Raw genomic sequence first — 18,141 nt, 5'->3', positions numbered from 1 at the left:
CGCCCGGTGGCCGTCCGTGCACCGGAGTCGGGCCGCGCTCCGGTGTCAGCCCGCCAGGACGTCGAGGAGCCGGTCGACGTCCTGCGGGGTGTTGTAGAGGTGGAAGGCGGCGCGCAGGTTCCCGGCGCGGTCGGAGACCTCGACCCCGGCCGCGCTCAACTCGCCCTGCCTGCGCCCCAGTCCGGGCACCGACACGATCGGGGAGCCCGGGGCCGCGACGGGTTCGTGGCCGAGGCTGGTGAGGCCCGCGCGGAAGCGGTCGGCGAGGTCCAGGTCGTGGGCCCGTACGGCGTCCACGCCCAGTTCCTCCAGCAGGGCGAGGGAGTGGCGGGCACCGGCGTAGGAGAAGAGGGCCGGGCTCTCGTCGAACCGGCGGGCGGAGTGGGCGAGTTCGGCGACCGGGCCGTAGCAGCTGTCCCAGGGCGCCTCGCCCGCGACCCAGCCGGCGAAGACCGGGGTGAGGCCGCCGAGATCCTGCGGGGTGACCAGGAAGGCGACCCCGCGCGGGCAGAACAGCCACTTGAAGCCCACGGCGGCGACATAGTCGTAGGCGTCCGCGTCGAGGTCGAACCAGCCGACGGCCTGCGAGGCGTCGACGTACATGCGTGCCCCGTGCGCCTGGGCCGCCGCCCTTGTGGCGGGCAGGTCGGCGATCCGGCCGTCCGCGGACTGGGCGGCGCTGACCGCGACGAGCGCGGTGCCGGGGCGCACGGACTCGGCGATCCGCTCCAGCGGGACGGCGCGCACCTTGAGGTCGGCGCGCATGTGGAAGGGGTTCACCACCGAGCTGAAGTCGCCCTCGGCGGTGAGGACTTCGGCCCCGGGCGGGAGCGCGGCGGCGATCAGTCCGCTGTAGACCGCGACCGAGGCCCCGGCCGCCACCCGGCCGACCGGTACCCGGGTGAGGCGGGCGAAGGCGGCGCGAGCGGCTTCGACGTCCTCGAACATGTCGGTCGGTGTGCCGATCGAGGCCGCCTCGACGGCGGTGTGCATGGCGGTGACGGTCCGCCTGGGCAGGAGGCCGGTGCTCGCCGTGTTGAGGTAGGTGTTCTTCGGGGCGAACTCTGCGCGGACGAGGCTCTCGAAGGTCTCCATGGCACCACTGTGCGGCGCCGTCCGGGCCTCGTCCATTGCGGATTTTTGCGTGCGTCCTCTAAGCGATGCTTATGCGTCCGCCCCGACCTGCGGCTTTCAGGACCGCGGGACCTCGCAGCCGTCCGGGCCGCAGGCCTCGGCGTCGCCGTTGTCGATGAGCTTGAGCGGTGCGTGCTCGCCCCATGCCTGGGTCAGGGCCTGGGTGAAGACCTCGGCGGGCTGGGCGCCGGACACGCCGTACTTGCGGTCGAGGACGAAGAACGGGACGCCGTTGGCGCCCAGTTCGGCGGCCTCGCGCTCGTCGGCGCGGACGTCGTCGGCGTAGGCGCTCGGGTCGGCCAGCACCTTGCGGGCGGCGTCCGCGTCGAGGCCGGCGCCCGCGGCCAGCTCGACGAGGCGCTCGTCGTCGCCGAAGACGGACCGCTCCTCGGCGAAGTTCGCCTTGTACAGGGCCTGGATCAGTTCGTCCTGGCGGCCCTGTTCCTTGGCGAAGTGGAGCAGGCGGTGCATGTCGAAGGTGTTGCCGTGGTCGCGGTCGCGGGTGCGGTAGTCGAGGCCTTCGGCGGCGGCCTGGGCGCCGAGGTTGTCCTCGCCGGCCTGTGCCTGCGCCTCGCTCATGCCGTACTTCTTGGTGAGCATCTTCAGCACGGGCTGGATGTCGCCCTTGGCGCGCCCGGGGTCGAGTTCGAAGGACCGGTGGACGACCTCGACGCCGTCGCGGTGCGGGAAGGCGTCGAGGGCCTTCTCGAAGCGGGCCTTTCCGACATAGCACCAGGGGCAGGCGATGTCCGACCAGATCTCGACGCGCATTCTTCGGCTCTTTCCAGGACGTGTGCGGTGGACGGAGACTCCCTCCGTTTCCCCCGTGAACGCCCCTCCGGCCCGCTTCATTCCCCGGCGAGGTCCAGCCGCATCCCCAGATGGTGACCGCCGTCGGCCGGGTCGGCGACCCAGCCCTGACGGACGTAGAAGGCCTGCGCGCGTTCGTTGTCGGCGTGCACGTCCAGTACGGCGGCCCTGCGGGCGTCGGCCCGCCAGCGCTCGACGCAGGCCGTGTGCAGGACCGTGCCGAGGCCGGAGCGCCAGCGGTCGGGGTCGACGTGGAACTGGAACAGCTTGACCGTGTCCGCGGGGCCGTCTTCCGGGGTGCGGGAGGAGGCCACGGCGACGAGCCGGCCCTCCTCGACCGCGCACAGCACAAGGCCGTCCGGGCGTTCGACGGAGGCCAGCCAGGCGGCGCCCCAGTCGAAGTCGGACGGCGGAAGCCCGTCGGGGTAGTAGGTGGACCGGGCGCGGAAGTGCAGGTCGGTGATGGTCTCGACGTCGGCGGGCCGGGCCGGGCGGATCATCGGGGTGTCGGTGGGGCGAGCGCTCGTCATGGGACCGAGGACGTGAGGTGCCCCGCTGCGGTTCCCGGACGGCGACCCGGGGCGGGGACGGCCGGACCGGTCGATGGCCGGAACCTATGGCCGGAACCTCCGGGCGCATGGCGTTGCGGCCACTACTCCACGGCGTCGCCCGCCCGCAGCATGGACGTATGACGTCCCCCGCCCCCTCGTCCGCCACTCGACTCACGCTCCGCGATGGCGGGTTGAAGAGCCCCTCCCCCGGGCTGGTCCTCGCCGCCGCCCTCCTCGGCTTCGCGCTCATCAGCCTCGACGCGTCCGTGGTGAACGTGGCGCTGCCGTCCGTCGAGGCCGCGTTCGGCGGCGGGATGGCGGGGCTCCAGTGGGTGGTCGACGCGTACACGCTGTCCTTCGCCGCGCTGATGCTGTCCACCGGAGCCTTCGCGGACCGGGCCGGGGCGAGCCGCGCGTACGCGATCGGCCTCGCGGTCTTCACCCTCGCCTCGGCCGCCTGCGGCCTGGCCCCGGACCTGCCCGCGCTGATCGCCGCGCGCGCGGCGCAGGGCGTGGCGGCGGCCGTCGTCCTGCCGGCCTCGCTGTCCCTGGTCCGACAGGCCTACCCCGAGCCGGCCGGACGGGCGCGGGCGGTGGCGACCTGGGCGGCCGGAGGCGCGGTGGCGGTCGCCCTGGGTCCGGTGGCGGGCGGCGCGCTGACCACGCTCTGGGACTGGCGGGGTGTGTTCTTCGTCAACCTGCCGCTGGGCGCGGCGGCGCTGTTGCTGCTGGTCCGCGCGCCGCGTTCGGAGCGCAGGCCCGCGCCGCTGGACGTCCCGGGCCAGCTGCTGGCGGTGCTCGCGCTGACGGGCGTGACCTTCGCGGTGATCGAGGGCGGGACGACCGGGGCGGTCGCGCTGCTCGTCGGGGTCCTCGCGGGCGCGCTCTTCGTCCGGGTCGAGCTGCGCCGGTCGCATCCGGTGGTGCCGTTCCGCCTGTTCCGCAGTCGTACGGTGTCCGTGGCGGTCGCGTCGGGTGCCGCGTGCAGCGTCGCCTTCTTCGGCCTGGTCTTCGTCTTCTCGCTCTTCTTCCAGCAGGTGCAGGGCCGTTCGGCGCTCTACGCCGGGCTGATGTTCCTGCCGATGACCGGTCTGATCGGGGTGGCGAACCTCGTGTCGGGGAAGCTGGCGGCCCGCCACGGTCCCCAACTCCCCATGCGGGCGGGCCAGTCGCTCGCCGCGGTGGGCGCGCTGCTGCTGCTCGGCGTCGACGAGGGCACGCCTCCGCTCCTGGTGGCCTGGCTGCTGGTCCCGATGGCCCTGGGCTGCGCGCTGACCGTCCCGCCGCTGACCATCGCGATGATGGACGCGGTTCCGGCCGAGCGGGCGGGGCTGGCCGCCGGGGTCCTCAACTCGGCGCGGCAGGTGGCCGGCGGGCTGGGGATCGCCGTGTTCGGGGCGCTGGTCTCCGACGGGTTCACGAGGGGACTGCGGGAGAGCCTCGCGATCAGCGCGGCCCTCTTCGCGGTGACGGCCTCGCTCAGCTTCCGTCTCTCAGGTCGTCCGGCCAACTCGCCCTGAACTCAAGGTGGTCGTAGGTCACGACACACCCTTCGCCCATCGGCGACTGCGTCATGAACCCGACCAGGGCGGCGTCCGTCTCCTTCTCGTCGCCGAGGGTGAAGAGCCGTACGAAGATCCACCGTTCGCCGTCGCGGGAGGCGTGGAAGGCGAAGGCACGGCCGGTGCGGCTCACCCGCAGCCACACCGAACTCCCCTCCACGGTGAAGGAGTTGGCGTCGTCGGAGTGCCCCCGCGTGACGACCGTGCAGACGGTGGGCACATCGGGCGAGTACTCCAGGCACAGCTTCGCCCAGGCCCGCTCCCCCACATGCGCGTAGAGCACCCCGGCGTCGAAGGACCCCGCGAAGCCCACGGTCACGCGCGCGACGAGCTGGAAGTCCCCGTGCGGCGCCCCGAGCAGCCGGGGCGCGTCGGAGGCGGGGTCCAGCCCCTCCCCGGTGGGCGGCACGAACCGGTCCTGCCGGGGCCCCGCCCATCCGGTGAGCACACCGTCCTCGTAGGACCAATGCCCGTCGGGACCATAACTGCGGAGGGGGAAGGGCAGTTCGGGGAGTTCCAAGTCCATCCGCCCACTATGTCAGGCCCCGGCGAACGTCACCGCTCCAGGTGCCCGTCGTAACGCCGGGGCAGCCCAAGGGGGTTGTCGTCCCTCAGCTCCGGCGGCAGCAAAGCCTCGGGGGTGTTCTGGTAGGCGACCGGCCGCAGCCAGCGCTCGATGGCCGTGCCGCCGACGGAGGTCGACGTGGAGGTGGTGGCCGGGTACGGCCCGCCGTGATGCTGCGCGGGTGCCACGGCGACCCCGGTGGGCCACGCGTTCACCAGCACCCGCCCGGCCAGCGGCGTGAGTTCGGCCAGGATCTCGGCCCCCCGGCCCTCGCCCGCCGCCTCCTCGGCCGACAGGTGGACCGTCGCCGTGAGGTTGCCCGGCAGCCGCGACAGCACGGCGTTCGCCTGCGCGTCGTCGTCGTAGCGGGCCACCACGGTGACCGGCCCGAAGCACTCTTCGAGCAGCAGGTCGTACGCCCCTTCGGCCGCGAGCCTGTCCGCCGGCACCGTCAGGAAGCCGGGGCTCACGGTGTGCTCGCTGCCCGCGCCGGGCGTCACCGGCGAGTCCACGTCGGGGAGTTGGGCCCGCTCGGAGACCCCCGCGAGGAAGTTGTCGCGCATCCGGTGGTCCAGCAGGACTCCGGAGTCCGTGTCGCTGACGGCGTCGGTGAGGGACTTGACCAGCCCGTCCCCGGCGGAGCCCGAGGGCACCAGGACGAGTCCCGGCTTCACACAGAACTGTCCGACGCCCAGGGTCATCGAGCCCGCGAGCCCGGTGCCGATCGCCTCGGCCCGCTCGGCCGCCGCCGCCTCGGTGATCACCACGGGGTTGAGGGAGCCCAGTTCGCCGTGGAAGGGGATCGGGACGGGCCGGGAGGCCGCCGCGTCGAAGAGGGCACGGCCGCCGCGTACCGAACCGGTGAAGCCGGCCGCCGCGACCAGCGGGTGCCGGACCAGTTCGACGCCCGCCTCGAAGCCGTGCACCAGGCCGAGGACGCCGTCCGGGACGCCCTGCTCGGCGGCGGCCCGGCGCAGCACCTTGGCGACCAGCTCGGACAGGCCGGGGTGGTCGGGGTGCGCCTTGACGACGACCGGGCAGCCGGCCGCGAGCGCGCTCGCGGTGTCGCCGCCGGGGACGGAGAAGGCGAAGGGGAAGTTGGAGGCGGAGTAGACGGCGACGACGCCCAGCGGCACCTTGTAGCGGCGCAGGTCCGGGATCGGCGGGGTGGCCGTGTCGTCGGGGTGGTTGATGACGACGTCGAGGAAGGCGCCCTCGTCGACGATGTCCGCGAAGGCGCGCAACTGGTAGCAGGTGCGGGCGAGTTCGCCGTTGAGCCGGACCGGGCCGAGCGCGGTCTCCGCGTCGGCGACCTCGACCAGCTGGTCCCGGGCCGCTTCGAGCTGGTCGGCGGCGCCGCGCAGGAAGGCCGCGCGGACCGTGCGGTCGGCGAGTGCGCCGCGGGCGGCGTGGGCCGCGCGGACGGCGGCGTCCACCTCCTGGGCTGTGGCCTCCACCGCAACCTGTTCCCGCTGCTTCCCGGTTCGGGGGTCGACACTCCAGACTGGTGCTGCTGCCACCGCGGGTCCCTCCACATGTAATGCCGCAGTTCTGGGTCATTCACCAGGCTCGTTCGATATGCTGAACGCTGTCTCTGATGATGAATATGCTCGTGGAGACGATAACTCAAGGTTCTCGTCGAACGAAGGGGTCAAGGGCGATGTCGGCAGGCGAGACAGGCGGCGGGGCACAGGTCAAGTCCGCGGTGCGGACGGTGGAGCTGCTCGAATACTTCGCGGGCCGGCCCGGTATGCACTCCCTCGCGGCGGTCCAGGAGGCCGTCGGTTATCCCAAGTCCAGCCTCTACATGCTGCTGCGCACGCTGGTGGAACTGGGCTGGGTGGAGACGGACGCCACGGGCACGCGGTACGGCATCGGCGTACGGGCGCTGCTGGTCGGCACCTCGTACATCGACGGCGACGAGGTGGTGGCGGCGGCCCGCCCCACCCTGGACCGGCTCTCGGACGACACCACCGAGACCATCCACCTCGCCCGCCTCGACGGCACGAACGTGGTCTATCTGGCCACCCGCCAGTCCCAGCACTATCTACGGCCCTTCACCCGGGTCGGCCGCCGCCTCCCGGCGCACTCGACCTCGCTGGGCAAGGCGCTGCTGAGCACCTACTCGGACGAGCAGGTCCGCAAGATGCTCCCGGAGACGCTGCCCGCGCTCACCGAGCACACGATCACCGACCGCGAGAAGCTCATCGAGGAGCTGCACCAGGTCCGCGAGCAGGGCTTCGCCGTGGACCGCGAGGAGAACACCCTCGGCCTGCGCTGCTTCGGCGTCGCGATCCCCTACCGCACCCCGGCCCGGGACGCGATCAGCTGCTCGGTGCCGGTGGCGCGGCTGACGCCCGCGCACGAGCAGATGGTGAAGGACGCCCTGTTCGACGCCCGTGACCGGCTGACGCTCGCCACCCGGAGGCTCTGACCCATGCAGGTCGCACTGCGCCCGGTCCACGACAGCGATCTGCCGGTCTTCTTCCGGCAGACGAACGATCCCGAGTCGCTGCGGATGGCCGCCTTCACGCCCGCGGCCCCGGCCGACCGGGACGCCTTCGACGCCCACTGGAAGCGCGTCCGCGCCTCGTCCGACGTGCTGCGCACGGTCCTGGTGGACGGTGACGTGGTGGGCAGCGCCGCCGTGTACGGCGAGGCGGGCGCGCGCGAGGTGACGTACTGGATCGACCGTGCCTACTGGGGCCAGGGCATCGCGACGGCCGCGCTGCGCGACCTGCTGGCCGAGGTGCCCGAACGGCCGCTGCACGCGCGCGTGGCGGCCGACAACGCGGGCTCCCGGCGCGTGCTGGAGAAGTGCGGCTTCCGTGTGACGGCGCACGCGCGGGGGTTCGCGAACGCGCGGGGCGCTCAGATCGACGAGCTGGTGCTGGCCCTGACTTGATGAGCACCGGATGAGAAAAGCGCCGTAAGGGGAACGATTCCCTCCCTCCCGGTCGTCTTCAGTGCGGGATGAACAAGACGATCAGGCGCACCTCCGTGTTCGTACTGCTCCTGGTGTTCGCTCTCCTGGTGAGGGCGACCTGGGTGCAGTTCTACGACGGCAAGGCGCTCGCGGACGACAAGGACAACCGGCGCAACGTGATCGCGACGTACGCGGACCCGCTCGGGAACATCATCGTGGCCGGGAACGCGATCACCGGCTCGACGCGGACCGGAGGCGACAGCGACCTCGCGTACAAGCGCACGTACACGGACGGCGAGCTCTACGCGGCGGTGACGGGCTACGCCTCGCAGAGTTACGCGCCGACGCAGTTGGAGGGGATCTACGCGAACCTCCTCGACGGCACGGACAGCGGCCTGAAGACGGTCATGGACACCATCACCGGCGAGCGGGCCGCCCCGGGGAACGTGGTCACGACGATCGACCCGGACGTGCAGAAGGCCGCGTACCGCGCGCTCGGCGACAAGAAGGGCGCGGCGGTCGCGATCGACCCGACGACCGGCAAGATCCTCGCCGTCGTCTCGACGCCGTCCTACGACCCCTCGTCGCTGACGGACGCGAACACCGCCGCCACCGCCTGGAAGAAGCTCAACGCGGACCCCGACAAGCCGCTGACCAACCGCGCGCTGCGCCAGCCGCTGCCGCCGGGCTCGACGTTCAAGCTGGTCGTGGCGGCAGCCGCCCTGGAGGACGGGCTGTACTCCTCGGTCGACGAGAAGACGACCAGCCCCTCGCCGTACACCCTGCCGGGCACGGTCACCCCGCTGCGGAACGAGAGTTCCTCCGCGCCCTGCACCAACGCCTCGATCCGGGTCGCGCTCCAGTACTCGTGCAACACCGTGTTCGCGAAGATGGCCGTCGACCTGGGGCAGGACAAGGTCAAGGCGATGGCCGAGAAGTTCGGCTTCAACGACGACAAGCTGGACGTCCCGGTGCGGGCCTACCCAAGCGTCTACCCGTCGGACATGAACAAGTCGTCCACGGCCCTGACCGGCATCGGCCAGTACGACGTGACCGCCACCCCGCTCCAGATGGCCATGGTGTCGGCCGCCATCGCCGACGACGGCAAGCTGGTCTCCCCGCACATGGTGTCGCAGACCACCGACAGCGGCGGCGACGTGGTCCACGACTACGACAGCGGTACGACGACGAAGCAGATCGTCAGCTCGCGCACCGCCCGGCAGCTCCAGTCGGCGATGGAGACGGTCATCACCGAGGGCACCGGCACGAACGCGCAGATCGCGGGCGTGACGGTCGGCGGCAAGACGGGCACGGCCCAGCACGGCGAGAACAACGACCAGTCCCCGTACGCCTGGTTCACGTCCTACGGCAAGTCCGACTCGACCGGCAAGGAGGTCGCGGTGGCGGTGGTGGTCGAGCAGTCGGACGCGGCGAGGTCCGAGATCAGCGGCAACGGCCTGGCGGCCCCGGTGGCCAAGGCGATGATGAAGGCGGCGCTGCTGTGACGCCTCGCGCTGCGCGACCGGCGGCGACGACTTGTCGTGGCCGGTCGCGCAGCGTGCGTCACTTCACGCCGAGGATCTGCTCGACGGGGTCGATGGCGAAGTACACGAAGAACAGCGCCGAGACACCCCACAGCAGCCAGTTGACCTCCTTCGCCTTGCCGAGCACCGCCTTGATCACGACGTAGGCGACGAACCCGGCGCCGATCCCGTCGGTGATCGAGTACGTGAACGGCATCACGGCGATGGTCAGGAACGCCGGGATCGCGATCTCGTACTTGTCCCAGTCGATGTGCTTGACGTGGGTCATCATCAGGAACCCGACCGCGATCAGCGCGGGCGCGGCGGCCTGCAAGGGGACGATCGTCAGCAGCGGGGTGAGGAACAGCGCGAGCCCGAACAGCCCACCGGTGATCAGGTTGGAGAACCCGGTGCGCGAGCCCTCACCGACACCCGAGGCGGACTCGATGTAGGCGGTGTTGGAGGACGCGGAACCGATGCCGCCGGCGACGGCGGCGGCACCGTCGATGAACAGGACACGGCCGATGTTCGGCACCTGCCCCTGCTCGTCCAGCAGACCGGCCTCCGCGCTGATGCCCACGATGGTGCCCATGGCGTCGAAGAAGTCCGACAGGATCAGCGTGAAGATCAGCAGGATCACGGTGATCGCGCTGGTCTCGCCGAAGGCCCCGAACAGGCTGAAGTGGCCGATGAGCCCGAAGTCGGGGGTGTCCACGATCTTGTCCGGCACCTTGGGGGTCATCAGACCCCAACTCTTGATGTCGGCGGCGGAGTTGATGATGATCGAGACCACGGTCATGGTGACGATGCTGATCAGGATCGCGCCCTTCACCTTGCGGGCGACCAGCGCGATGGTCAGCAGTACGCCGAGACAGAACACCAGGACGGGCCAGCCGGTGAGGTGACCGACGGCGCCGAGCTGCACGGGGACCGTGGTCTGTGCCACGTCCGGTATACGGCTGACGAAGCCGGCGTCGACGAAGCCGATGAACGCGATGAACAGACCGATGCCGACCCCGATGGCCTGCTTGAGCTGTTGCGGGATCGCGTTCATGATCGCCTCGCGCAGCCCGGTGAGGACCAGCACGCAGATCAGGACGCCCTCGATGACGACAAGCCCCATCGCGTCGGGCCAGCTCATCAGCGGCGCCAGCTGGAAGGCGACGACGGCGTTGAGGCCGAGGCCCGCGGCGATGGCGAGGGGCAGGTTGCCGCCGACGCCCATGATGACCGTCATCACACAGGCCACCAGGGCGGTGGCGGTGACCAGTTGGCCGGTGTCGAGCGAGTGCCCGAACTTGTCCTTGGCGCTGCCCAGGATGATCGGGTTCAGGACCAGGATGTAGGCCATCGTGAAGAACGTGGCGAAGCCGCCGCGGATCTCACGACCGAAGGTGGATCCCCGTTCGGAGATCTTGAAGAACCGGTCGACACCGTTCGCCGCCGGTGGTTCGGCACTTGGCCGGTCGGCCACCTTCTGTGACTCGGACATGCGGGTACTCCTCGTTGCCTCAGTGATCGGTGCGCGGATGCTGGCTGGATTGTTCCCGCGTTGAACCTGTTTCAGGTTTTCCCCGTGTTACGGAATCGGAGTCGGCACGCCGATCCACGGCCGACCGGCCGGACACCATTCGAAGGCCTGTACCAATCCGGCCGGTTGATCACTGCTACGCTTCCGGATCTCGCCAGGGTCACCCCGGAATGATCACGTGTCATCTACATGACACACACCACCGCGCAGCGAGGGAGAGGTCCGCCGTGGGCACAGTCGTCGACGACGCCGCCTCCGTGGAGTTCCACGCCTTCTTCGAACGCCACTACGCCGAACTGTCCCGTCTCGCCCACCTGTTGACGGGCGAGGCGGACGCCGCCGACGATCTCGCGGCCGACGCGCTGCTCGCGCTCTGGCACCGCTGGGACCGCGTGCGCGCCGCCGACCATCCCGCGGCCTACGCCCGTGGCGTCGTCGCCAACCTGGCCCGCACCCGGATCCGCAGCGCGGTGCGCGAGCGGCGGCGGGTCGCCCTGTTCTGGTCGCAGCGCGAGGAGAAGACCGAGAACCCGGACGTGGCCAGCGTGGTCGACGTCCAGGAGGCGCTGCGCAGACTGCCGTTCCGCAAGCGGGCCTGTGTGGTGCTGCGGCACGCGTTCGACCTGTCGGAGAAGGACACCGCGCTCGCCCTCGGTGTTTCCGTCGGTACGGTTAAGAGCCAGACGTCCAAGGGCATGGCCGAGTTGCAGCGTCTGCTCGGCCCGCAGAGCCCTCCGCTGCGGATGCACGCGGCGATCGGACGTGGCGGCGAGACCGGAGGGAGGACGCGATGAGGCACCAGGACGTCGACGACGTCGGGCTGGGCGCCCGGCTGCGCGAGGCGGCCGAGGGGCACGAACCCGACCGTTCGCGCATCCTGGCGCGGCTCGAACGCGGTATGGCCGCGCAGACGCGCCCCGACCACCGGGCCACCCGGCCGCCCGTGTTCGGCTGGGTGCGGGTGGTCGGCGCGACGGCGGCGGTGGCGAGCGTCCTCGCGATCGGCGGCTACGCGGTGGCGTCCGCGGTGAAGAGCGGCTCCACCGCCGAGCAGACGGTGTCCGTCTCACCGACCCCGGCCGCCACGCCGTCACCCGACGCGACGAGCCGCACGCCGACCGCACCGGCTGCCCCGAAGCCGAGTTCGGGCTCGGGCGGCACGCACAGCACGCCGAGAGCGACCGCCACTCCGACCACGTCCGCGAGCACGTCGTCCTCCGCGCCCCCGGTGCTCCCGGCCGCCTCCGGCACCCAGGACGGCCCGCTGTGGTCGGACGGCTCGATCGACCCGGGCAGCAACGACTTCTGGGCGCAGAGCGACGTCACCCTCAAGACGACCAAGCAACTCACCTCCCTCACCGTCCAGTTGAAGGTGAAGCAGACGGGCGGGGTCACCTCCTCGGGCGCTTGGCGCTCGCTGCCCGAGCAGGACTTCACGCAGACGGTGACGGAACAGGACGGCTTCCTCGTCTACACATGGGTGCTCAAGGAGGGCCGTACGGTCGCGGTCGGGGACTGGGTCTTCGCCGGACAGTACAACCATGACCGCGGCGGCCGGGACGCCAAGGACGACAGCTACTCGGCGGCGGGCACGGCGGCCGGCCGGCAGCTGTCCGTGAAGGGCGACTTCGCGGCACAGAAGTCGTAGGCACGACGGGTCCCACTACGGACACAACCCCGCGTTCGTTTTCAACGTCCTTTTCAGTACGTGCAGTTCGGACGCGCCGCAGCGCGACGTACTGCCTCGGCCTGCTGACCTGAGCCCCCCTCGGTCAGCAGAGGGACGCCCCCGCCGGTGACGACCGGCGGGGGCGTCGTCAGTCAACGGCCCTGAGGGCCGCGTCAGTCCATCGTCGCGCCGATCACCGTGGAGCCCGTGGTGAGGAACGTCGTGGACGGCAGGGCCCCGCCCGCCGCACGCGCCCCGTACGCCGTCGTCGCGTCCACCGACTTGAAGGACGGGGTGGCGACCCCGCTGTCCCAGTTGTTCGCCGCGGACACCGCCCTCGAACCCAGCTTGTCCGGGCCGCCCTTGTTGCCGACGGCCAGGTTGCGCGCGAGGCGGGACTTGCTGGTCTCGAAGAAGAAGCCCGCCGCGGTGTTCGCGTAGGCGGTGTTGCGGTTGAGGACGATCGCGCCGGTGTTGGAGTTCTCGGTGAAGCCGTTGAGGCTGTTGTCCCAGGCCGCGTTGTCGTTGACGACGTGGGCGACCGCCACTCCGCCGCCGCCGAGCTTGAAGCCGTTGCCGTTGCCCTCGAAGGCGGAGTCGTTCCAGCGGTTCCTGCCGTTGCCGAAGGCCCAGGAGTGTTCGATGGTCACCGGCGAGGAGAACTGCCACAGGTCGAGGCCGTCGTCGGAGTTGTTGTAGAGGCGGGCGCCGGTGACCTTGTTCCCGGTGCCGGAGCCGAACTTGATGGCGATGCCGTCGGCGTTCTGACCGTGTCCGGCGGCGTCGTAGTTGCCGTAACTGTCCAGGTTCTGCACGAGGTTGTCGGTCGTGCCGTCGCCGCGCAGGGTGAAGCCGGAGTCGCCGTTGTTCGCCGTCACCAGGTTCTTGAAGATGCCGCCGACCGACGACGTGGCCACGAAGCCCTGGGCCGGGGAGTTCTGGAAGGTGAGGTTCTGGACGGTCCAGTAGTCGCCGTAGACCCCGGCCAGCCACTGGCCCGCCGGCAGCTTGGAACCGTCGATCCTGACCTTCTCCGTGCCGTACGCCTCCAGCGTGATGCGGGCCGAACTCGTGCCGTTCGCCGTGGACTTGAGGGTGGCGGCCGGGGTGTAGGTGCCGGCGCGGACCTGGATGACGGTACCGGCGACGGCGTTCGCGACCGCCGACTCCAGCTGGGCGGTCGTGGAGACCGTGATCGTGGCCGAAGCGGCTTGCGCGCCGCCCCTGTTGAGGCCGAGGTAGACGCCGCCCGCCCCCGCGGCGACGGCCACCGCGGCGGCGATCGAGAGGGTGCGGGTCCTGCGGTGGCGTCCGGTGCTCGTACGCACGGCGGTGGTTCCTTTCCTGGATGACGAGGACGAAACGGGCCGGAGGGGCCGCCCCGGCCCGTTTCTGTGTCCTGGTCGCCGCCGTGGCCGGAAAGGGTTGCCACGGAACGGGAAAGACCTAGCTCACGAAGTACGTCGGGTTCGGGATCTTGTACGTCTTGTCGGCGTAGCCCCCGTCGAGGTCCGAGTACTGGTCGCCGAAGTTGGCGATGATGTCGTACCCGAGGGACTCGATGTGCTTCCTCGTGCCGGACTTGTACTGCACCGTGGTGCAGGTCCACGTACCCGCGGTCGCGCAACCGCTCAGGTACGACGGCGGGTTGTCGGCGTCCTTCAGGAACATGTGGTCGGCGTCGAGGTTGACGTCGGCGCCGACCTTCTTCAGGTTGTCGACCGCGTAGGCGCGCTGCGACTCCTTCAGACCCGAGTTGTAGAAGACCGTGACGCCCTTGGACGCGGCGTACTTGACCAGCTCGGGGGTGCCGAACACCTCCGGGCGGTTGGCCTGGGCGACGTACGCGGCCCAAGTGGCCGAGCTGTAGCCGTAGTTGTTCTTCTTCTCGTAGTCCAGGCTGAGCAGCAGCGTGTCGTCGATGTCGAAGACGACGGCCGGCTTGGCGCCCTTGTGGTGCTTGCGGGCCGCCTGGTCGATGTACTTCTTGGCGGACGCGTCGATGCGCGCCAGGTCCTTGGCGTAGGGGCTGGTCGCCGAGGCCTGGTAGACGCCGTTGCTGTCCAGCGTGGTGCCGTAGTAGGTGTCGATGTCCTTCGTCAACAGGCCGATGTTGTACGGCTCGTGGGTCGAGTTGGCCGTCGACTGACCGGCCGTGGCGACGCCCGTGCCGTAGAGGGCCGCGCCGGCCACGACACAGGCGGCGCCGACGGCGGCCGCTCTGAGGGACTTCCGCATGGAATCTCCGGATCTGGTTGTTCGGGTGATGCACCAGGTCAGAGACTGTCTACGCGCATCACACCGTGGAGGCGAGGGCCTTTATCCGATCGATACATAACCCACAGACCACGGAATTACCCCACCATGGGGCGCACTTGACCCTCCCTTGGGATGTCCCTGGCGGCATCGGACTTCCAGACGGCAGCAGTCCATCCGGGCAAGGCGCTCCGCGAGAGCCGGTTCGAGCAGGGCGTCGGCACCGGAAGCCCGCCCCCGGCGAACGGGCCCTGTCGCCGAGGGCGGGCCCACGCGCCGGGTCAGTTCATCGTCGCCCCGATCGTCGTGCTGCCCGTCGTCAGGAACGTCGTCGTCGGCAAAGTGCCGCTCGACGAACGGGCGTTGTACGTCGACGACGCGTCCGTGGAGATGAAGGACGGGGTGGCGACGCCGGAGTCCCAGTTGTTGTCGGCCGAGGTGACCGCGGAGCCCTTGCTGACCGAACCGCCGCCGTTGCCCACCGCGAGGTTCTTGCCCAGCTTGGCCGAGCTGGTGGCGAAGTAGTAGCCCCACTTGCCGTTGGCGTACGCGGTGGTGCGGTTGACGACGAGGGCCCCGGTGTTGGAGTTCTCGGTGAAGCCGTTGCCCGCGTTGCCCCAGGCCGCCGAGTTGTTGACGACGTGGGCGGGGGTGACGCCGTTGCCGCCCAGTTTGTAGCCGTTGCCGTTGCCCTCGAAGGCGGAGTCGCCCCAGCGGTTGACGCCGTTGCCGAAGGACCAGCTGTGCTCGATGGTGACCGTCGACGAGAAGGACCACAGGTCGATGCCGTCGTCCGAGTTGTTGTACAGGCGGGCGCCCGTGACGAGGTTGCCGGTTCCGGAGCCGAACTTGATGGCGACCCCGTCGGCGTTCTGGCCGTGCGTGGCGGCGTCGTAATTGCCGTACGAGTCGAGGTTCTTGACCGTGTTGCCGACGGTGCCGTCGCCGGTGAGCGTGAAGCCGGAGTCGCCGCCGTTGATGGTCTTGACGTTGTTCCAGTTGGTGCCGGTGCAGGACTGGCAGACGACCGCGCTGTCCGGGGAGTTCTGGAAGGTGATGTTGGAGACGTTCCAGTAGTCGGCGGTCAGCTTGAAGATCCAGGATCCCGACGGCAGCGACGAGCCGTCGATCTTCACCGTCTCCGAGCCGTACGCGGTGAGGGTGATCGGCGCGGAGGAGGTGCCGTTGGCCGTCGACTGAAGGGTGGCGGTCGGGTAGTAGGTGCCGCCCCGGACCTGGATGACGGTGCCGGCGGTGGCGTTCTTGATGGCGCTGGTCAGGTCGGTGGAGTTGCTGACCACCACGGTGGCCGCGTGCGCCGGGGAGGCGATCACGGCGAGTCCGAGCGAGGCCGTGGTCACGGCCAGCGCGGTGAAGGTGCTGATACGACGCATGACGTGCGGGTCCTTTCGTCGATCAGAGCGGGCGGACGGGTCGCCAGTCGCCGAGATAGGTCGCCGGGGTGTGCAACCGGGCTTCGGCGGGCGTGAGTTGGGGCCGGTTCTCCGGGACGGTGATCACGGAGCCCGGTCCCGTGTCGCGGTACTCGTAAAAGCGCATCGAATGCCAGGGGTAGGCGTCGCGCATGTTCGTGTAGGGCGCGACCGGGTCGATGCCGGGCCCGATCCGGGTGTCCCGCACGACGAGGGACGGCCACGCCGTCGTCTCGTACGACGGGACCCACGGCCGGGCCAGCTTGTACGCGGCGTCCTCGGCGCCGGAGGTGATCCGGGAGCGGACCGCGAGGATGCCGTGCGGGTTGGCGCGGGCGGTGGAGGGGGCGAAGACCATGCCCTTCGGTGTGAAGGCGACGTCCCGTCCGAGGGTGTGGAAGTGGCAGTCCGCGAAGACGGCGGTGGCCCGCCCGAAGACGAAGTCGACGTCCCCCTCGATGTAACAGCGGGAGAAGTACTGCCGGTCGAACACCTCCAGTGCGGTCGTGTCCACGAACAGCGTGTCCTGGTGGGCCAGCAGCCTGACGTGCTCGAACCGCGAGCGGTCACCGGTGACATACGCGGCCACCGCCTGTGTGCCCGTGATCTCCGGATGGTCGGCGCGCAGCCAGTCGTTGGCGAGGGTCAGGTCCCGTACGGTCAGCCCGGGCGCCGCCGAGCTGAAGGTCGCCGAGCCCGCGGTGCCGTACGTCCCCGAACCGTCGGGTTTCTGCGTCCCGTTGGCGTTGTCGTGGACGATGACGACGGCACGCGGGTCGCGGGTGGCGCCGCACAGGGTCAACTCCGCCGCCTCCGCGGGTACGTTGACGACTTCCCGGTACACGCCCGGGTGCACGACGATCGTCCAGCCGTCGCCGTCGACCGTGTCCACGGCCGCCTGCACGGAGTCGCCGGGCCGGACGTGCAGGACGCGTCGCCGGTCGAGGGCCTCGGCGGGTGCGACAGCGGCGGCCACCAGTCCCCCGGCGATCCCCGCGAGGAGTGTGCGTCTGCGCGGGGTCATCGCCGCCCCGGTTCCCAGTCGCCGAGATAGGCCTCTCGCGTCGCCGACTCGGCCTGCTCGGCGGTGAGTTGGGGCCGGTTCTCCGGCACGCCGACGACCGCGCCCGGTCCCGTGTTGCGGTACTCGGCGAACCGCTGGCTCTGCCAGGGATAGGCGTCGGACATGTTGGTGTACGGCGCCACCGCGTCGATCCCCGCACCGAGCAGCGTCTCCCGCACGGTGAGCATCGGACGGGCGGTGGGGTCCGAGCCGGGCACCCAGGGGCGGGCCAACTTGTAGTAGCCGTCCGGGGCTTGGCTGCTCACGCGGCTGTGTGTCACCAGGTAGCCGCGCGGGTTGGCGACCGCCGTGGAGGGCGCGAAGACGAAGCCGTACGGTGCCGTGGCCAGGTCGGCGCGGTTCAGGGTCCGGAAGTGGCAGTGGTCGTAGACGGCGGTCGCCCGCCCGAAGACGAAGTCGACGTCCCCCTCGATGTAGCAGCGCGTGTAGTACTGCCGGGCGAAGACACCGAGGGCCGACGAGTCGGCGTACAGGGTGTCCTGGTGGCCGAGGAAGTGGCAGTCGTGGAACGCCGACCGGTCGCCCTGCACCTTGATCGCGACCGCCTGTGTGCCGGTGATGCCGGGGTGGTCGGCGCGCAGCCAGTCGTTGGCGAAGGTGATCCGGCGGGCGGTGAAGCCGTCGGTGCGGATGAGGGTGGTGGCCGAGCCGGAGGTGCCGTAGGTGCCCGAACCGTCGGGTTTCGGGGTGCCGTTGGCGTTGTCGTAGACGATGACGACGGCACGCGGGTCCTCGGCGGCGCCGAGCCAGGTCATCTCGCCCGCCGCGGCGGAGAGTTGACCGGTCGCCGGGTCGGTGCGGCCGACGGTGACCGTCTCGCGGTAGACGCCGGGCGCGATGACCAGGGTGTACCCGGGACCGGTCGCGGCGGTGACGGCGGCTTGGACGGTCGTGAAGTCGCCCCGGCCGCACGGGTCGACGTACAGGGTGAGCGGGGTGAGGCGGGCGGCCGGTGAGCCGTGGCGGCCGAACGGGCGGGGCCGGGTGGCTGCGCGGGCCGGGGCGGGCGCGAGGCCGAGTACGGCCGCGGCGGCGCCCGCCGTGAGGAACCCCCTTCTGGACAGGGGGTGTCGGGGGTGCTCGTGCGAGGGCATGCG

At 70.7% G+C, this 18,141-nt stretch carries 17 protein-coding genes; 6 read left to right on the top strand and 11 right to left on the bottom strand.

All coding sequences use genetic code 11. The features are described from left to right. Nucleotides 1–45: 45 nt before the first annotated feature. The 3 genes from ACIQPR_RS32355 to ACIQPR_RS32345 form a co-directional block, all read right to left on the bottom strand. Nucleotides 46–1,095, bottom strand: a complete 1,050-nt coding sequence (locus ACIQPR_RS32355) for an aminotransferase class V-fold PLP-dependent enzyme (RefSeq protein WP_403655464.1) — start codon at nucleotides 1,093–1,095, stop codon at nucleotides 46–48. Between the two features lie 96 nt (nucleotides 1,096–1,191). Further along, nucleotides 1,192–1,905 carry a DsbA family oxidoreductase gene (locus tag ACIQPR_RS32350; RefSeq protein ID WP_403655462.1) on the bottom strand — a complete coding sequence of 238 codons (714 nt, stop codon included), beginning with the start codon at nucleotides 1,903–1,905 and terminating at the stop codon, nucleotides 1,192–1,194. Nucleotides 1,906–1,982: 77 nt separating this feature from the next. After that, a complete protein-coding gene (locus ACIQPR_RS32345; protein ID WP_403655460.1) occupies nucleotides 1,983–2,474 on the bottom strand; it encodes a GNAT family N-acetyltransferase in 492 nt (163 codons plus the stop codon). 158 nt (nucleotides 2,475–2,632) lie between these two features. On the opposite strand from ACIQPR_RS32345, the gene ACIQPR_RS32340 reads away from it, so the two are divergent. Continuing rightward, the gene (locus tag ACIQPR_RS32340; protein WP_403655458.1) at nucleotides 2,633–4,015 is read left to right on the top strand and encodes an MFS transporter; all 1,383 of its coding nucleotides are present in this window, start codon (nucleotides 2,633–2,635) and stop codon (nucleotides 4,013–4,015) included. Here ACIQPR_RS32340 and ACIQPR_RS32335 read toward each other — a convergent pair. Both ACIQPR_RS32335 and ACIQPR_RS32330 read right to left on the bottom strand, forming a co-directional pair. Further along, the gene (locus ACIQPR_RS32335; RefSeq protein WP_403655456.1) at nucleotides 3,975–4,583 is read right to left on the bottom strand and encodes a DUF1349 domain-containing protein; all 609 of its coding nucleotides are present in this window, start codon (nucleotides 4,581–4,583) and stop codon (nucleotides 3,975–3,977) included. The two genes, ACIQPR_RS32340 and ACIQPR_RS32335, sit on opposite strands and share 41 nt — an antisense overlap. A gap of 29 nt (nucleotides 4,584–4,612) precedes the next feature. Then, the gene (locus ACIQPR_RS32330) at nucleotides 4,613–6,142 is read right to left on the bottom strand and encodes an aldehyde dehydrogenase (NADP(+)) (protein WP_403655454.1); all 1,530 of its coding nucleotides are present in this window, start codon (nucleotides 6,140–6,142) and stop codon (nucleotides 4,613–4,615) included. Nucleotides 6,143–6,282: 140 nt separating this feature from the next. On the opposite strand from ACIQPR_RS32330, the gene ACIQPR_RS32325 reads away from it, so the two are divergent. The 3 genes from ACIQPR_RS32325 to ACIQPR_RS32315 all read left to right on the top strand — a co-directional run bounded on the left by ACIQPR_RS32325 (nucleotide 6,283) and on the right by ACIQPR_RS32315 (nucleotide 9,053). Beyond that, nucleotides 6,283–7,056, top strand: coding sequence for an IclR family transcriptional regulator (locus ACIQPR_RS32325; protein WP_019067473.1), 774 nt, complete (start codon nucleotides 6,283–6,285; stop codon nucleotides 7,054–7,056). 3 nt (nucleotides 7,057–7,059) lie between these two features. Beyond that, nucleotides 7,060–7,527, top strand: a complete 468-nt coding sequence (locus tag ACIQPR_RS32320; protein WP_403655452.1) for a GNAT family N-acetyltransferase — start codon at nucleotides 7,060–7,062, stop codon at nucleotides 7,525–7,527. Between the two features lie 68 nt (nucleotides 7,528–7,595). Continuing rightward, nucleotides 7,596–9,053 (top strand): peptidoglycan D,D-transpeptidase FtsI family protein, encoded by a 1,458-nt coding sequence (locus ACIQPR_RS32315; RefSeq protein WP_403655450.1) that lies wholly within the window; start codon nucleotides 7,596–7,598, stop codon nucleotides 9,051–9,053. Between the two features lie 58 nt (nucleotides 9,054–9,111). Here ACIQPR_RS32315 and ACIQPR_RS32310 read toward each other — a convergent pair whose 3' ends face one another. Continuing rightward, a complete protein-coding gene (locus ACIQPR_RS32310) occupies nucleotides 9,112–10,563 on the bottom strand; it encodes an NCS2 family permease (protein WP_403655448.1) in 1,452 nt (483 codons plus the stop codon). A 266-nt stretch (nucleotides 10,564–10,829) separates the two neighbouring features. On the opposite strand from ACIQPR_RS32310, the gene ACIQPR_RS32305 reads away from it, so the two are divergent. Together ACIQPR_RS32305 and ACIQPR_RS32300 are read left to right on the top strand one after the other, a co-directional pair. Further along, nucleotides 10,830–11,396 (top strand): SigE family RNA polymerase sigma factor, encoded by a 567-nt coding sequence (locus ACIQPR_RS32305; RefSeq protein ID WP_403655446.1) that lies wholly within the window; start codon nucleotides 10,830–10,832, stop codon nucleotides 11,394–11,396. After that, nucleotides 11,393–12,250 carry a hypothetical protein gene (locus ACIQPR_RS32300; RefSeq protein ID WP_403655444.1) on the top strand — a complete coding sequence of 286 codons (858 nt, stop codon included), beginning with the start codon at nucleotides 11,393–11,395 and terminating at the stop codon, nucleotides 12,248–12,250. The genes ACIQPR_RS32305 and ACIQPR_RS32300 overlap by 4 nt, the downstream gene beginning before the upstream one ends. A gap of 194 nt (nucleotides 12,251–12,444) precedes the next feature. On the opposite strand, the gene ACIQPR_RS32295 is transcribed toward ACIQPR_RS32300, so the two are convergent. The 5 genes from ACIQPR_RS32295 to ACIQPR_RS32275 form a co-directional block, all read right to left on the bottom strand. Then, nucleotides 12,445–13,599: a right-handed parallel beta-helix repeat-containing protein gene (locus ACIQPR_RS32295; protein WP_403655442.1), complete on the bottom strand. Its 1,155-nt coding sequence runs from the start codon at nucleotides 13,597–13,599 to the stop codon at nucleotides 12,445–12,447. A 118-nt stretch (nucleotides 13,600–13,717) separates the two neighbouring features. Beyond that, nucleotides 13,718–14,509 (bottom strand): HAD family acid phosphatase, encoded by a 792-nt coding sequence (locus ACIQPR_RS32290; RefSeq protein WP_403655441.1) that lies wholly within the window; start codon nucleotides 14,507–14,509, stop codon nucleotides 13,718–13,720. A 299-nt stretch (nucleotides 14,510–14,808) separates the two neighbouring features. Then, a complete protein-coding gene (locus ACIQPR_RS32285) occupies nucleotides 14,809–15,921 on the bottom strand; it encodes a chondroitinase-B domain-containing protein (RefSeq protein ID WP_403655439.1) in 1,113 nt (370 codons plus the stop codon). A gap of 22 nt (nucleotides 15,922–15,943) precedes the next feature. Continuing rightward, nucleotides 15,944–16,984 carry a pectinesterase family protein gene (locus ACIQPR_RS32280; protein ID WP_403655437.1) on the bottom strand — a complete coding sequence of 347 codons (1,041 nt, stop codon included), beginning with the start codon at nucleotides 16,982–16,984 and terminating at the stop codon, nucleotides 15,944–15,946. Further along, nucleotides 16,981–18,138: a pectinesterase family protein gene (locus tag ACIQPR_RS32275; RefSeq protein WP_403655435.1), complete on the bottom strand. Its 1,158-nt coding sequence runs from the start codon at nucleotides 18,136–18,138 to the stop codon at nucleotides 16,981–16,983. Before ACIQPR_RS32275 ends, ACIQPR_RS32280 begins: the two co-directional genes overlap by 4 nt. Between the last annotated feature and the right edge of the window lie 3 nt (nucleotides 18,139–18,141).

It is taken from the genome of Streptomyces sp. NPDC091280 (genome assembly GCF_044768565.1).
Classification (GTDB): Bacteria; Actinomycetota; Actinomycetes; order Streptomycetales; family Streptomycetaceae; genus Streptomyces.
This window is presented reverse-complemented; position numbering and strand designations above follow the sequence as displayed.